Annotated in this window: 11 protein-coding genes; 2 read left to right on the top strand and 9 right to left on the bottom strand. The window is 62.4% G+C overall.

The window, feature by feature from the left end:
* Positions 1–2: 2 nt before the first annotated feature.
* Together G5S42_RS38395 and G5S42_RS38390 are read right to left on the bottom strand one after the other, a co-directional pair.
* On the bottom strand, positions 3–968 hold the full coding sequence (locus G5S42_RS38395) for a LysR family transcriptional regulator (RefSeq protein WP_176111901.1): 966 nt from the start codon (positions 966–968) through the stop codon (positions 3–5).
* 67 nt (positions 969–1035) lie between these two features.
* A complete protein-coding gene (locus tag G5S42_RS38390) occupies positions 1036–3072 on the bottom strand; it encodes a hybrid sensor histidine kinase/response regulator (protein ID WP_176111900.1) in 2037 nt (678 codons plus the stop codon).
* 301 nt (positions 3073–3373) lie between these two features.
* On the opposite strand from G5S42_RS38390, the gene G5S42_RS38385 reads away from it, so the two are divergent.
* Positions 3374–4492: a patatin-like phospholipase family protein gene (locus G5S42_RS38385; protein WP_176111899.1), complete on the top strand. Its 1119-nt coding sequence runs from the start codon at positions 3374–3376 to the stop codon at positions 4490–4492.
* A gap of 64 nt (positions 4493–4556) precedes the next feature.
* On the opposite strand, the gene G5S42_RS38380 is transcribed toward G5S42_RS38385, so the two are convergent.
* From G5S42_RS38380 to hppD, 3 genes are all read right to left on the bottom strand, one after another.
* Positions 4557–5762 (bottom strand): amino acid aminotransferase, encoded by a 1206-nt coding sequence (locus tag G5S42_RS38380; protein ID WP_176111898.1) that lies wholly within the window; start codon positions 5760–5762, stop codon positions 4557–4559.
* Positions 5763–5806: 44 nt separating this feature from the next.
* Positions 5807–7189, bottom strand: a complete 1383-nt coding sequence (locus G5S42_RS38375; protein ID WP_376777199.1) for an amino acid permease — start codon at positions 7187–7189, stop codon at positions 5807–5809.
* Between the two features lie 176 nt (positions 7190–7365).
* Positions 7366–8439 carry a 4-hydroxyphenylpyruvate dioxygenase gene (gene hppD, locus G5S42_RS38370; protein ID WP_176111897.1) on the bottom strand — a complete coding sequence of 358 codons (1074 nt, stop codon included), beginning with the start codon at positions 8437–8439 and terminating at the stop codon, positions 7366–7368.
* Positions 8440–8725: 286 nt separating this feature from the next.
* Here hppD and G5S42_RS38365 point away from each other — a divergent pair, with 286 nt between their 5' ends.
* Positions 8726–9199 (top strand): Lrp/AsnC family transcriptional regulator, encoded by a 474-nt coding sequence (locus G5S42_RS38365; protein WP_013094327.1) that lies wholly within the window; start codon positions 8726–8728, stop codon positions 9197–9199.
* A 106-nt stretch (positions 9200–9305) separates the two neighbouring features.
* On the opposite strand, the gene G5S42_RS38360 is transcribed toward G5S42_RS38365, so the two are convergent.
* The 4 genes from G5S42_RS38360 to G5S42_RS38345 all read right to left on the bottom strand — a co-directional run bounded on the left by G5S42_RS38360 (position 9306) and on the right by G5S42_RS38345 (position 14287).
* Entirely contained in the window at positions 9306–10058 is a 753-nt protein-coding gene (locus G5S42_RS38360; protein ID WP_176111896.1) for a dTMP kinase, read from the bottom strand.
* Between the two features lie 9 nt (positions 10059–10067).
* Positions 10068–11495 carry a tryptophanase gene (locus G5S42_RS38355; protein ID WP_176111895.1) on the bottom strand — a complete coding sequence of 476 codons (1428 nt, stop codon included), beginning with the start codon at positions 11493–11495 and terminating at the stop codon, positions 10068–10070.
* A 68-nt stretch (positions 11496–11563) separates the two neighbouring features.
* The gene (locus G5S42_RS38350; protein ID WP_176111894.1) at positions 11564–13096 is read right to left on the bottom strand and encodes a B12-binding domain-containing radical SAM protein; all 1533 of its coding nucleotides are present in this window, start codon (positions 13094–13096) and stop codon (positions 11564–11566) included.
* A gap of 81 nt (positions 13097–13177) precedes the next feature.
* Positions 13178–14287, bottom strand: coding sequence for a hypothetical protein (locus G5S42_RS38345; protein WP_176111893.1), 1110 nt, complete (start codon positions 14285–14287; stop codon positions 13178–13180).
* Positions 14288–14366 lie beyond the last annotated feature (79 nt).

Below are 14366 nucleotides of genomic sequence, written 5' to 3'. Positions count from 1 at the left end.
CATCAGCGGGCCGTCAACAGGCCTTCAGTTTTTGTGAAGCCCTCCGACTGACGCAGGCGCGCGCCGGGCCAGCGGCCTTCGCGCACCAGTTCGCGCGCGACGTCGGCGAGCACCACGCGCGCGGCGAGCCCCGCAGGTGAAAGCTCGTCGTCGGAGATGCTCGCGATCATATTGGGCCGCACGGCGAAGCTTTCGGACACGGGCACGCTAGCCAGCACCGCGTTCTCCGGCCGCGCGAGTGCGGCGCCGGGCTGGATGGTCGCGGCGATGCCCGTGCGCACGACGTCCATCAGCAGAGCGAGGCCGTCTACTTCGGCCGCGATGTTCGGTTCATATTTGGCCCGCTTGAACGCGGCGGACAGCAGCGAGCGCAGGCCGTGCGCGCCGCTCGGAAGAACGAGGGGAAGCTTGCCGAGTTGCCCGAGACGCACGCTCGCGCCCGACGGCATGCCTTCGAGCTCGTGCCGGCCGATCACGAACAGCCGCTCGTCGAGCAGCGACACGACGCTCCAGCGCTGCGCGGGCTCCGGGCGAAACAGCACGGCAAGATCGATCTGGCGTGCGCTCAGCATCGACGCGAGATAGCCGGACAGGCTTTCGACGATGCGCAGCCGCACGTCGGGATAGCGCGCGCGCATGGCCTGCATGAACGGCACCCCGAGCACGCTGGCGGTGCTGGGCGCCATGCCGACGCTGACGTGGCCCGAGAGCCGGGCAGCGCGCGCGGCGAGCGCCGCGTCGTCGATATGACGCAGCGCGAGTTGCGCCTGACGCCAGAACGCGAGACCGGCATCGGTCGGCACGACGCCGCTGGAGGTGCGCTGCAAAAGGCGCGTCGACAGTTCGCCTTCGAGGCGGCTGATCTGCTGACTCAGCGCGGAAGTGACGACGCCGAGTTCGAGCGCGGCCTTCCCCATGCTGCCGTGTTCGACGACGCTGAGGAAATAGCGTAGTTGTCTGAGTTCCATTTCACGATCGGCCTGGACGGGAATCGGGGCTATTGTCGCAGATTGGAAATGGGGTACTGACGGCGGGTCACGGCTCGCGTTTACGTTTTTCGCCGGTCATCCGCCTGATGATCGCGAGCAGTTCCTCGATATCGACGGGTTTGACCAGATGCGTATCACACCCCGCCTCCGCTGAGTGAGCCACGTCCTCAGGGTGTCCGTATCCCGACACGGCGACGATTTCAACGCGCTTGCCGGCCGCCTGATGTTCCCTCAGCCGACGCGCAACCTCATAGCCGCTGATTCCCGGCAGCCCAAGATCGAGGAACACGATCTGCGGCTCGAACGCAGCGGCTATCTGAAGCGCCTCTTCACCGCTGTGCGCGGTGCGCACATCGTGCGCGTCGAGAATCATGGCGAGCGACACAGCGGCATCGCTGTTATCGTCGACGATCAGAACCCGCAGACGGTCGGACGCCGGCAGACCGGCTTCGGCACCGTCCTTCGCGTCCTGATCGCGGCCCTGGCAAACGGGTAGACGTATTTCGAATTCACTGCCTCTGTTCTTGCCTGCGCTCCTCGCGGCAATGGTCCCGCCGTGCATTTCGGTCAGCGTCTTGCACACCGACAGCCCGATCCCAAGACCGCCCCTCGACGGCTCGCCGTGGCAGGAACCCTGTACGAACAGATCGAACACGTGAGGCAGTGCGTCGTCCGAAATACCTGTGCCCGTGTCCGACACCGTCACGGAGACTTCCTGCCCGACGAGCGTTGCGCATACGACAATCCGCCCACCCTCGTCGGTGTATTTGATCGCGTTATCGAGCAGATTCGAAAATGTCTGGGTGATCCGCGCCGGGTCGCCGTGCACGTACACCGGGTGCTCCAGCGGCAGACGCACGATGTCGTGATGCCGCTGCGACGCAGCCGGCATCGTGATCTCGAGAGCGTGGTCGAGTGCCAGCCTGATATCGAAGACCTCGCGCTTCAACTCGATCTTGCCGGTGGTGATTCTCGATACATCGAGCAGGTCGTCGATCAGATGCGACAGGTGACCGGTCTGGCGTTCGATCACATTGCGCAGCCACTCGCGTTTGGCGGGATCGGCTCCCGCGCTGTGACCCAGTAGATGCGCGGCGTTGCGCACGGGCGCCAACGGATTGCGCAGCTCGTGCGCGAGCGTGGCCAGAAAGATGTCCTTGCGGCGATCGGCGTCGCGCAGTTTCGCCTCCGCGTCGGCCCGCTCCGTCACGTCGCACAAGCTGCCGATGAACGTGTAATCGTCCTGATGAATCGGCGGTCGCAGATACCCGAACATTTCGACGGTCCTCAGCGCACGGTCGGTTATGCGGTGCAGCCGGAACGCGACATGCACCGGTTCGCCGGAGACCCGCCGGGCCTGGAAATGGCTTCGCAGCAGTTCGACATCGTCCGAATGAACGACCGACGTCATGAACTCGGTTTCCGTCAACGGGCCCCTGTCCTCGGGCTGCCCGGTGATTTCGTACATCCGGCGGTTTTCCCACACGCCTTGTCGCGACGCGCCACACCACTCGAAGATGCCGATGCCGGCCGCGCTCGTCGCGACACGCAGCCGCTCCTCCGTGAGCTTCAGCGCGGTCAGCGCCGTGCGCAGGCTGTCCTGTGCCGCCGCCACCTCGCCCGCCTGACGTTGCATGTACGCCTCGATCGCGTTTTCGATCATCGCGCGAAAGGTGCGCTCGACAACGTCGTGCGCCCGCATGTGAACGTCGACGGATGCGGCAACGGGACCGAAATACGCGCGGATCTCGTGCTTCAGAAAGCGCTGCATCAGATCCATGTTGCGAAACAGATCCGTGACCCGCCAGTCGTCCGGCCAGAACCTGCCGGGCTGCGCGATACCTACGTGATCGGTTAAAGACGCGTCGCTGTCGGCGACCAGCAAGGAAGCGCATACCTCGGCCAGCATGTAGGCGAAACAGGCAGTCAGTCCCTGCCCGCCGTCCGCACCGGGGTGCGCGCCCTGCTCCGAAGTCTCGGCGATCCAGCGCTGCATCACCTGCTCACGGGTACGCCCCAACCTGCGCGCCAGCCCATTTAGCGTGATCGCGCCTCGGCAATCCTGGTCGAAATCCCGTTTCATCGAGGCGCCCCCGGACAAGCGCGGTGAGCCCGCGATGCCGCCCTGGCACGCTGGCTTATGTCATTCAACTTCTCTCTCATGGCCCGTTTTTTATCGGATATGTCACTTGCGACTATTAATAGTATCGATCGGCCGAGGTTTGGGCCCCGGCCCGCCGCAAATCGCCTCACACTGTACCTGCTGCCGGGCGGCGGTTTAACCGAGACAAACCCGCAGCCGCGTCTGGCGAGGCTAGACCAAACGCGTGACACTTACGGGTAAGATTGCCGGAACGCGATCAAGACGCGAAGGAGCCGTGACGATGGAGGAACCTCGGAACTCGACGCGGCACAAGGGCCCCAAGGTCGCGTTTGCCCTGCAAGGCGGCGGTTCGCACGGCGCGTTCACGTGGGGTGTGCTCGACCGTCTGCTGGAGGCTTCGTCGCAGGCAATGCCACTCGATATCGCGGCAATCAGCGGCGCGAGCGCGGGCGGCATCAATGCGACGCTGTGCGCGGCGGGTCTCGCAACCAGCGGGGCAACGAAAGCACGCGACATGCTGCGCGCGTTTTGGGAAGCGGTATCGCGCGCCGGCGCGCTGGCGGGCAACGCGCTCCTCGGCTTTTCCGAACCTGGCCCATTCGGCGGCTGGAATATCGACTGGAATCCCGCCGCCATCATGCTGGAGGCCGTCGGACTCGTCGCTTCGCCTTATGGCAATCCGTTCTACCGCGATCCGCTCGGGCCGGTGATCCGTTCCGCGCTCCCCGAGCACGATCTCGCCGCGCTCAATACGACGCGCGACGGCCCGCAACTATTCATTTGCGCAACCGACGTACGAACCAACCAACGCGCAATCTTCACCCGCCCCGCTATTTCGATTGACGTATTGCGCGCTTCCGCATGCCTCCCGAACGAGTTTCGCACCGTCAGCGTGGACGGCATACCGTACTGGGATGGTGGTTATCTGGGCAACCCGCCTTTGGCGCCGTTGATCGAGCACGCCCAGGACCTGATTCTCGTGCTCGCGAATCCGTTCGTGCGCCACGATATGCCGCCCAAAGATGCGCGCGGCATTCTCGAACGGCTCAATGAAATCGGTTTCAACGCGTCCGTGGTGCTGGAGATCAACGCGATCGAAGCGGTCAACCACGTGCTCGATTCGGTCGGCGAGGAAGCGGCGAGCAAGAGCCGCTACAAGCCCGTCAGGTTTCACCTGATTCGCGACGACGAATTTCTGGCGAAGTTCGGATTCGTGTCGAAGAGCAGCACGTCCTGGTCATTGCTCAGCACGCTGTTCGAGCGTGGCCGTGAAGTCGCCGACGAATGGCTCAAGGGCGGCTACGCGAAGCTCGGGCAAGCGTCTTCGGTGGACGTCAAGGCTTCGTTGATCGATCCGACGCTCAAGCACAGCGGCAACGCGAGCGCGCGACGAAACTGACATGGACGGACGGCGCATTTGACGACATCGCGTAGCAGGCTGGCGCGCTCAGCCTGCGGTGCTGTCAATCGCCTGCGCGCGAGATGACCTTAGCGATGGCCTGCGCCGCCGTCGCAACGTTGTTGTCATTGAGCGCGGCGACGCACATGCGCCCGGACCGGATCAGGTAGACGCCGTGCCGTTCGCGCAGCGTGTCGACCTGCTCCGCCGACAGCCCCGTGTACGTGAACATGCCGCGCTGCTCGAGGTAGCGCGCGAGCATCGTGTCCGGCACCTTGCCGCGCAGGCGTTCATGGATCTCCGCGCGCATGCGCATGATGCGCCGGCACATCGAGGCAAGCTCCTGTTGCCACGATTGCCGCAGCGCCGGTGTGGTCAGCACGCGCGCTACGATCTTCGCGCCATGCGTCGGCGGATTGCTGTAGTTCGCGCGCACAGCGCTCGTCAATTGACCCAATACGCGCGCGGCAATGTCCGGTGACTCGCAAATCACCGACAGTCCGCCGCACCGCTCGCCATACAGCGAGAAGTTCTTCGAGAACGAAGTGGCCACCAACGCCGGCACGTTCTGGCGCACCAGTTCACGAATCGCGAATGCGTCGGCGTCGATACCAGCGCCGAAGCCTTGGTACGCCATGTCGATAAAGGGCAGCAGGTTCCGCTTTCCAATGACCTCGATCAGTTGCACCCATTGCGCGTCGTTCAGATCGACACCCGTCGGGTTGTGACAGCACGCGTGCAGCAGGACGACGCTGCGCGCCGGCAGAGCGTCGATGGCCGATAGCATCTCTTCGAACTTCAGACCGCCGCTCGACTCGTCGTAGTACGGGTACGCATTGACTTCGAATCCCGCGCGCTCGAAGATGAAGCGGTGGTTTTCCCACGTCGGATCGCTGACCCATACCCGCGAGCCCGCAAAGTAGCGCTTGATGAAATCCGCACCGACCTTCAGCGCGCCCGAGCCGCCCAAGGTCTGCACGGTCGCGATGCGCCCCTCGGTACGCGCCGCCGAGTCGTCGCCGAACACCAGCGATTGCACGGCATCGCGGTAGTGGGCGAAGCCCGCCATCGGCAGGTACGGCTTGGGACCGAGTTCGGCGAGCAGTTGTCCTTCGGCCTCGCGTACCGCTTGCATCACCGGCAAGCGGCCTTGATCGTCGTAGTAAATGCCGATGCTCAGATTGACCTTGTGCTCGCGCGAATCCTTCGCGAAGTTTTCGTTCAAAGTGAGGATCGGGTCGCCCGCATAGGCATCGATGTGTTCAAACATGCTAGTTCCTTGAATCAGGCCAAAAGATCGCAAAAGCGCGGTGCCTAGCGCGTCGGCACGCCAACGGCAACCGAGGCGCCCGCCCGCCTGTTGCGCAAGCGATAGCCGACGCCCAGCGCAACGAGCCAAACGGGGATCAGGTAGACCGACATGCGCAGATCCGGTATCAGCCACATCACGACCAGAATGCCGGCAAGGAAGATCAGGCAAAGATAGTTGGTAAGCGGATAACCGAGGCTGCGGAATAGGGTCGTCTCACCGGCGCGCGCTTTCGCAGCGCGGAAACGCAAATGAATGATGCTGATCATTGCCCAGTTGATGATCAGCGCCGAGACGACGAGCCCCATCAGCAGCTCGAATGCCTTGCCCGGCATCAGATAGTTGATTACCACGCAGGCGGCCGTCGCCACGGCGGACACACCCAGCGCGACGAGCGGAATCCCGCGCGCGTTGACCTTCAGCAGAGCGCGCGGCGCATTGCCCTGGCCTGCGAGGCCGTAAAGCATGCGGCTGTTGCAATAGACACCGCTGTTGTACACCGACAGCGCGGCGGTGAGCACCACCGCATTGAGGACGTTGGCGACGAAGTTGCTATTCATCGCGTGAAAGATCAGCACGAACGGACTACCGCCCGCGACGACTTTTTCCCACGGATACAGCGACAGCAGCACGCCGAGTGCGCCGACGTAGAAAATCAGGATCCGGTAGATCACCTGGTTGGTCGCGCGCGGGATCGTGTGCGAAGGATCTTCGGCCTCGGCGGCCGTAATGCCGACGAGTTCCAGTCCACCGAACGAGAACATGATGACGGCCATCGCCATCACGAGACCCGACACGCCGTTCGGGAAGAAGCCGCCGTGGCGCCACAGATTGGTCACGCCCGCCTCAGGACCCGCATGGCCCGAAATCAGCAGATAGCCGCCGAAGCCGATCATGCCAACGATCGCCGCGACCTTGACGATCGAGAACCAGAATTCGAGTTCGCCGTATGACTTCACGCTCGTGAGGTTGATCGCGTTGATCACGCCAAAGCACACGAGTGCGGAGACCCACGTTGGCAGTCCTGGCCACCAGTACTGCATGTAGATGCCAACGGCCGACAGTTCCGCCATGGACACGAGCACGTACAGCACCCAGTAATTCCACCCGGAAACAAAGCCAGAGAATTGCCCGCAGTATTTTCCTGCGAAGTAACTGAAAGAACCTGCGACGGGTTCGTCGACGACCATTTCGCCGAGTTGCCGCATGATGAAGAAAGCGACGATGCCCGCGATCGCGTACCCAAGCAACACGGACGGCCCTGCCGTCTTGATGGTCTGCGCGATGCCGAGAAACAGGCCCGTGCCGATTGCGCCTCCTAGCGCGATCAACTGAATGTGACGATTCTTCAGGCCGCGCTTTAGCGTGCCCTGTTGCTGGTGTGCCACGATGTTGTCTCCTGTGTCCTGCGGTTGGTTCTGGACGCCACGCTTCGCTTTTTTCGCCTGCTCGGGTCAGAGCAGGCGAAGTATGCCGAGGCCTCACAGCCGACGCTTGTGACGCCGGTGCCGTGTCTTGCTGGGATAGGTATGGTTGAAGCGGCGATGAACGGGTTGCATGCGCGTCAAACTTTCAGCGTGCCCCGCTCGATCTGATCGCGTTCGAGCGACTCGAACAGCGCCTTGAAATTGCCTTCCCCGAAACCTTCATCGCCCTTGCGCTGGATGAATTCGAAAAAAACGGGGCCAAGCAGCGGTTTGGAAAAAATCTGTAGCAACAGGCGCGGCGATCCATCCGCAGTCGTTCCATCGAGAAGAATGCCGCGCGACTGCAATTCGCCAACCGGTTGACCGTGGCCTGGCAGGCGGGTTTCGAGCGCATCGTAGTAGTAGCTGTTCGGCCCGGTCATCAGCGGCACGCCAGCCATCTGCAGGTTGTCGATCACCGCGATCAGATCGTCGGTCAGGAAGGCGATGTGTTGAATGCCCTCGCCGTTGAAGGCCATCAGAAATTCTTCGATCTGGCCGCTCCCCTTGCCGGACTCCTCGTTCAATGGAATGCGGATCTTGCCGTCCGGCGCCGTCATCGCCTTCGACGTGAGCCCCGTGTATTCGCCCTCGATGTCGAAGTAGCGCAACTCCCGGAAGTTGAACAGCGTCTCGTAGAAGTTGGCCCAATACGTCATGCGGCCGCGATAAACGTTGTGCGTCAGATGATCGACGAGGCGCAAGCCATGACCGGCCGGCCGGCGCTCGACACCTTCGATGAACTCGAAATCGATGTCGTAGATCGACTTGCCGTCTTCGAAGCGGTCGATCAGATAAAGCGGCGCGCCGCCAATGCCTTTGATTGCCGGCAATCGCAACTCCATCGGACCGGTTGCGATTTCGATCGGCTGAGCGCCCAGCGACAGCGCGCGGGCGTAGGCCTTGTGCGAATCTTTCACGCGAAATGCCATGCCGCAAGCACTCGGGCCATGTTCGGCGGCAAAGTAAGCGGCCTGACTATTGCGCTCACGATTCACGATGAAGTTGATTTCGCCCTGGCGGTAAAGCAGCACGTCTTTCGAACGGTGGCGAGCCACCAGTGTGAAGCCCATCTGCTCGAACAGCGGTTCGAGGACATCGGGTGCGGGCGAGGCGAATTCAACGAATTCGAAGCCCATCAGTTGCATTGGATTGTCAAACAGGTCGGCCATGATTTCTCAGGTTCAGCGGAGGTTGAATGATTGGTGGCGATCGACGGGCACTGACTGATGCGGAGGCATGTTGGAACAATGAAAGAAAATTTCCCATTCGTCACGCAGGGAAAGGCCCTCGAGCCACCTGCTCATCTGACCACCTTCCCAGCACACGCGCTCGTGTCGCAGCAACATCTGGAATCAGTTTAATTTTTTATCGATGCAATAGGATTTCCTAGCGGACGCAGACAAACCCTGATTTGTGCATTAACATTTCATTTCGCTGCGGAACGAGGAAATAAGAGTGCATACAATCGACATCGACCGAATCGACGTGCGTTTGCTGGAGATTCTTCAGTCGCAAGGGCGCATCTCCAATCTCGAGTTGGCGGAGGCGATCAAGCTGTCGCCCGCGCAAACGCTGAGGCGTCATCGCCGGCTCGAGGAAATGGGCGTAATCAAGTGCTACGAGACGCGGCTCGACGCGCAGCTGCTGGGCTTCGGCGTAGTGGCTTTCATCCAGGTGACGATGGAGCGAGGCCATGTGCGCGACCTGTCGAAGTTCAAGCGAATGATCTCGGAACTCACCCAGGTTCAGGAATGCTTCGTCGTAACGGGTGATATCGATTACATGCTCAAAGTCGTCGCGCACGACCTGAAAGCGCTGTCGGAGTTTCTACTGGATACGCTGATGCGTATTCCGGGCGTGAGCGGAGTCAAGTCCAGCGTTTGCCTCGATGAAATCAAATGTACAGGCGCGGTCCCGCTGGCGGCCTAGTGAATCGACTCGGAGACTGTATTGACATGCTCACCAAAACGTGTCGACGTGCGTTTTGTCGCCCACCTCGACGCCAGGACGCGGCGTGTCGGTGCAGGTCGAAGCCTCAGCATGCCGCCAGGGTTCCTGCAGCGTGTTCCGCCGCGATAGGGCCCAACCGCCCCGCAACCCGTTCGATAGCCGCGATACGACTGATTGCCGCGCGGTACGTCTCGTCGATACTCCGCTCCCCATCCAGCGCGACGACGCCATTGACGTCGAACACGGCGCGATAGGCCGCCACCTGACGCGTCAGAAAACTCATCGGCGGCGGCTGGTCGTTCACGTCGTTCCTTGAGCGCACGCGGCGGTGTGAAGTCGCGCCGGAAACGTTCAGACCAAAGGCGACGTCGGGACGCAGCACATGGCCAGCGATGCTGCGGAGCACCGGCGCAGTCGCAGCCGGATCGGAACGCGTGCCGATCTCGGCCTGAGAGGTGAACACGTAGCGGTCGCAAAAGACTACGTCGCCGCGTCCCAGTGCCGGTATGACCGTGTCGGTCAGATGCTGGACGAGGTCGCCCATGATGGACAGCAGAATGCCCAGCATGTCGACGCGACGTACGCTTGCGTCGGGCTCGGAGCTCGCTTTGAAGGTATGCCAGTGGCTGTCGACCATCTCCCGGAACAACGCATCTTTGCGGATGCGACTGGTCGGCGTAAACGTCGTCACGCAATTGAGCCCTGCATGCGTACACGCGCTTTCGAGCTTTTTCATCAGTGAGGACTTTCCGGCCCCATCCACGCCGCACAACGTGACCAGTACGCCGGGATAAGCATGCGGTTTGAGCTCGAGCGCTTCGAACACGGCATTCGACATGAAATCACCTCAGACCATCACTTCGCGGCTCTCCGCAAACACCTCGTCACGGGCCTCGATCGGCGCGAGCACCGCGGTGAAGTGCTTGAGCATCGGCGGCGCCGAGACGATGCGCATACCGCGGATCGAATCGCGTCGCTGGTAGACCCGGATCAACGCCGCCGCAACCGCCGCGAGGTGGCTATCGGTGTAGACGCGGCGAGGAATGGCGAGCCTCAGCAGTTCCAGCCTCGGGGCGCTGAGCGCGCCCGTCGATGGATCTTCTTTCAGGAACGCCAACGAGCCCAGACCGACGGCGCGCACGCCGCCCTCCAGGTAAAGCTCGGAAGCCAGCGCCTCGGCGGGGAACTCCGAGCGCGGCACGTGCGGCAGGAAGGCGGCCGCATCGACATACACCGCGTGTCCACCGGTCGGCCTGAGGATCGGAACGCCACCGGCAAGCAGTGTGTCCCCTAGCCGTTCGACCTGACCCACGCGGTGTTGCAGGTATCTGTCGTCGACCATCTCGCGCAGACCGATCGCGAGCGCTTCGAGATCGCGGCCTGCCATCCCTCCGTAGGTGACGAAGCCTTCGTGCAGCACGAGCAGCGGCACAACCTGCTCGTAGAGCACGCGCGACCGTGTCGCGAGCAAGCCGCCGATGTTGACCAGCGCATCCTTTTTGCAACTGAACGTGCAGCCGTCGGCGTAGGAAAACTGCTCCTTCAGAATTTCCGCCACCGACCGGTTCGCATAGCCGCTCTCGCGCTGCTGGATGAAATAAGCATTCTCCGCGCAGCGCGCCGCGTCGAAGTACACGGGAATCGCAAACTCATCGGCCAACGCTTTCACCGCGCGCAGGTTCGCCATCGATACCGGCTGTCCGCCGCCCGCGTTGTTCGTCAGCGAGACCATTATTAGCGGAACGTTGTCGCGCCCTTCGCTCTCGATCACGTTGCGCAGTTTCTGCACATCCACGTCGCCCTTGAACGGATGCTCGACAGAGGGTTGGTAGCCGATTTCGGCGACACACGATATCGCGGTCCCGCCGGCAATCGATACGTGCGCCTCGGTCGAATCGAACGGCGCGTTGAACGGCACCACCTGGCCCGGGCGCACGAGGGTCCGGAACAGGAAGTGCTCGGCCGGCCGTCCCTGGTGAGTCGGCAATACGTATTCGAAGCCGAGCATGTCCCGCACCGCCTGCGTCAGCTTGGTAAAGCTGCGGGAGCCGGCATACGACTCGTCGCCGGTCATGATGCCCGCCCACTGGTTCGCGCTCATCGCGGAGGTGCCGCTGTCCGTCATCAGATCGATATAGACGTCGTCGGCTTCGAGGCGAAACACGTTGTACCCGGCAGCGGCAAGCCGCGCCTGCCGTTGCTCGCGGTCGATCAGCCTGATCGGCTCGACCATCTTGATCCTGTACGGCTCAGGCTGGCTGTTTTCTAAAAGCATGCACTCCTCCTGCGTTGAAAGTACACGGGCCAGCGGATGGCTGGCCGCTTCGGACATCACATCCCGCGTCAGGCGCTTTGCTCGATCGGCAAAATCTCGATCGGCGTCCAGTCCGGATCGCCGCCGTCCGCCGACGCGCGGTGACAAGCGCGCGCGTGATGGGCCGCTTCGAAGCGTTTCTCGATCCGGTTCAGGATCGACCAATACGCGCCGCGTTCGCCTTGCGCGATCGCTTCGACCAACGCGTCGTTCGCGTTGTAGTTGAACAGGCTCGCATTGGTCCCGAAGAACCGCCGGTCATTGCCGATCAGATCGGCAACGAACTGCTGCGGGTCCGGGCCCAATGCGGTCGGCAGATAAAACACCGGGTGCAGCAGATCGTCGTTGCCTTCGATATGGCCGTGCAGATTCGGATTCCCGACGTGCAGGCCTTCGCGGCGGATCATCTGTTCGAGCTCGGTGCCCGGAAAAATCCTCAGCCCGACCGTGACCGAAACGCGCTCCGGATCGACCCGCTTGATGAACTCGATCGTCTCGCGAGCGGTCTCCTGCGTCTCGCCGGGTGCGCCGAACAGCAGTTCGATGATGTGCTCGAGGCCGTGGCGCTTCGCGGTATTGACCGCATGTTCGATGTCGGGAGCACTGAAGGTGCGGCGCAGTATCTTCAGCATCGTTTCGCTGGCGGTATCGACGCCGAAGTTCATGCCGACGCAACCGGCCGCTTTCATCGCGGCCGCGAGTTCGTCGGGAAACGGCCGCGGCATCCCGTACGCATACCACTGGATTTTTCCGGCGAGCCCGTGCCGGATGATGGCGGCGCACAGCGCCATCGGATGCGCGACGCTCAGATTGAATTCCGAGTCGTTGATGTGAAAGACGTTGACCCCGCGCTCCTCGAGCGATGCCATCTCGGCGACGACGTCATCGGGTTCGCGCATGCGCACCGAGCGGCCTTTGATCAGCGGCTCGACGCAATAGATGCAGGAGCGATTGCAGCCGCGTTTCGTTTCGATGCCGATCTGGCCGCCTTTGGCGAAATAGTGCGGGTTGTTGACCAGCTCGCGTTTGTGAGGCCCTATGCTGGCCAACGGTCCGCATGTGTTGGGCGCGAGCGGCGTAGCATGCACGCCGGCCGTATCGCGGTAGACCAAGCCGGGTATGTGCGTGAAACTCCTGCCTTCTTCGAGGCAGGTCAGCAGTTCGGGAAAGCTGAATTCGCCTTCCCGAACTATGCCGAAGTCCGCGTCGAGGTACGCAAGCAGTTTTTCCGGCATCACCGAGTAGCCCGCGCCGCCCATCACGATCGGGACCGCGCGCGCACGCCGAAGCATCGCGACGATGTCCCTGATGCGTTCGAGAAAGCTGTAGCCGCTGGAGAAATAGACGTCGTCGGTATTTCGCAGCGTCACCCCCCAGTAATCCGGCGCGGCGGTGTGGCAGTGCTCGGCAATGGCCGCCTCGCAATCGTCGGAGAAGCACAGGTCGAGCAAGTTGAGCTCGAACCCTGCACGCTCCATCGGCGCCGACAGATAGTCGAAGGCAATCGGCGCAATCGCCGGCTTGATCTGGTTCGTGTTGACGAAGGTGACGCGCTTGGCCATGTTCGATCAGTCTCAGTGGAAAGTTTCGCGAGGGTTCGCAAGGGGTCGCAAGGGGTCGCAAGGGGTCGAAAAAGGGCGCGGCTAGACGGCGACGTCGATCGACATCTTCTGGCCCGCGCGGGCCACCGTCATCTCGCTCATGAATTCACTGAACCGATGCCGCATCACCGCCGAGAGGTGCTTCGCCTTTTCCTCGCAGTCGGAAAACGCATAGAAGCCCGGACCCGCGCTGCTCATCCCCGCGTACACCGCGCCCTCGCGTTGCATCGTCTCGTCGAACTCACGCATCACGTCGGTCCGGAAGATGCCTTCGAGCACCTTCATGTTGCTCATGCTGTTGAGTTCCCAGCCGTGCTTCAGAAACGCGAACAGGTCGTTGCGATGCAGCGCCGGCCGCAGTTTCTGTTCGATGAAGTTGCGCCACGCGGTGCCATAGCGCTTCTGCCACTCGACGAAATGCGTCGGCACGAAACCGGCCTCGGTGGTGCCGGACATGTCCGCGCCTTCGCCATGCGCACGCAGCGCTTCGGTCGATAGCGTGTCGTAGTTGCCAACGGCGGTGGTCACCCACAGGTTTTCCGAACTCAGGTTGCCGAGGAAACGGCCGTTGCCGTGTTTCTCGTCGACCCAGACCAGCCCGCCGAAGAACAGGCAAGCTTCACCGACGCCGGTCTCGAGGCCGAAATACACGTGCTCGTCATCCTTCGCGGTCTCGACGTAGTTGCGGGTGATCATTTCCCACATGTCGTGCGGCGAAAACGGTGAGCCGAACAACGCGTTCAAGCCGGCGAGCGTCGCGGTGTTGAACGACACATTCGAGCCGAAGCCGCTGTGCTGATGCTGGATGCTGCGCAGCCGATCGACACGGATGTCGTCGCGTGAGTAGCCGACCGTTCGCTTGAACAACTCGAGCATGTGCCGCCCGCTCGGCACGTCGCAGCCGCCTTCGCCGTTGTTCGTCTTCGTGACGGTGATCCGGTGTCCGACCGTGCTCGTCGATACGCCGAGTCCGCCGCCGCCGAAGCCGGGCATCATTTGCATGAAGTCGAACACGGCGAAGTGAAGGCGCCCTGGCACCGAGACTTCGGCACGATCGTAGCTCGGCACCGCGTCGCGCTCCCAGTGCGGCAGCACAGTCAGATTCGCCCCCGGCAGGAACTGCCCCGCTTTCGCCTTCCAGGCCTGATTCATTGCTCTACCTCCGTCCTCGTGAGTTCCAGGAATTCCAAAGGGCACCACCCGTTGTTCGCGCTCCTGGTGCACTGTTCGT

The sequence above is a fragment of the Paraburkholderia youngii genome (assembly GCF_013366925.1).
GTDB lineage: Bacteria > Pseudomonadota > Gammaproteobacteria > Burkholderiales > Burkholderiaceae > Paraburkholderia > Paraburkholderia youngii.
Note: the sequence above shows the minus strand (reverse complement) of the source record. Positions and strands in the feature narration are given on the sequence as shown.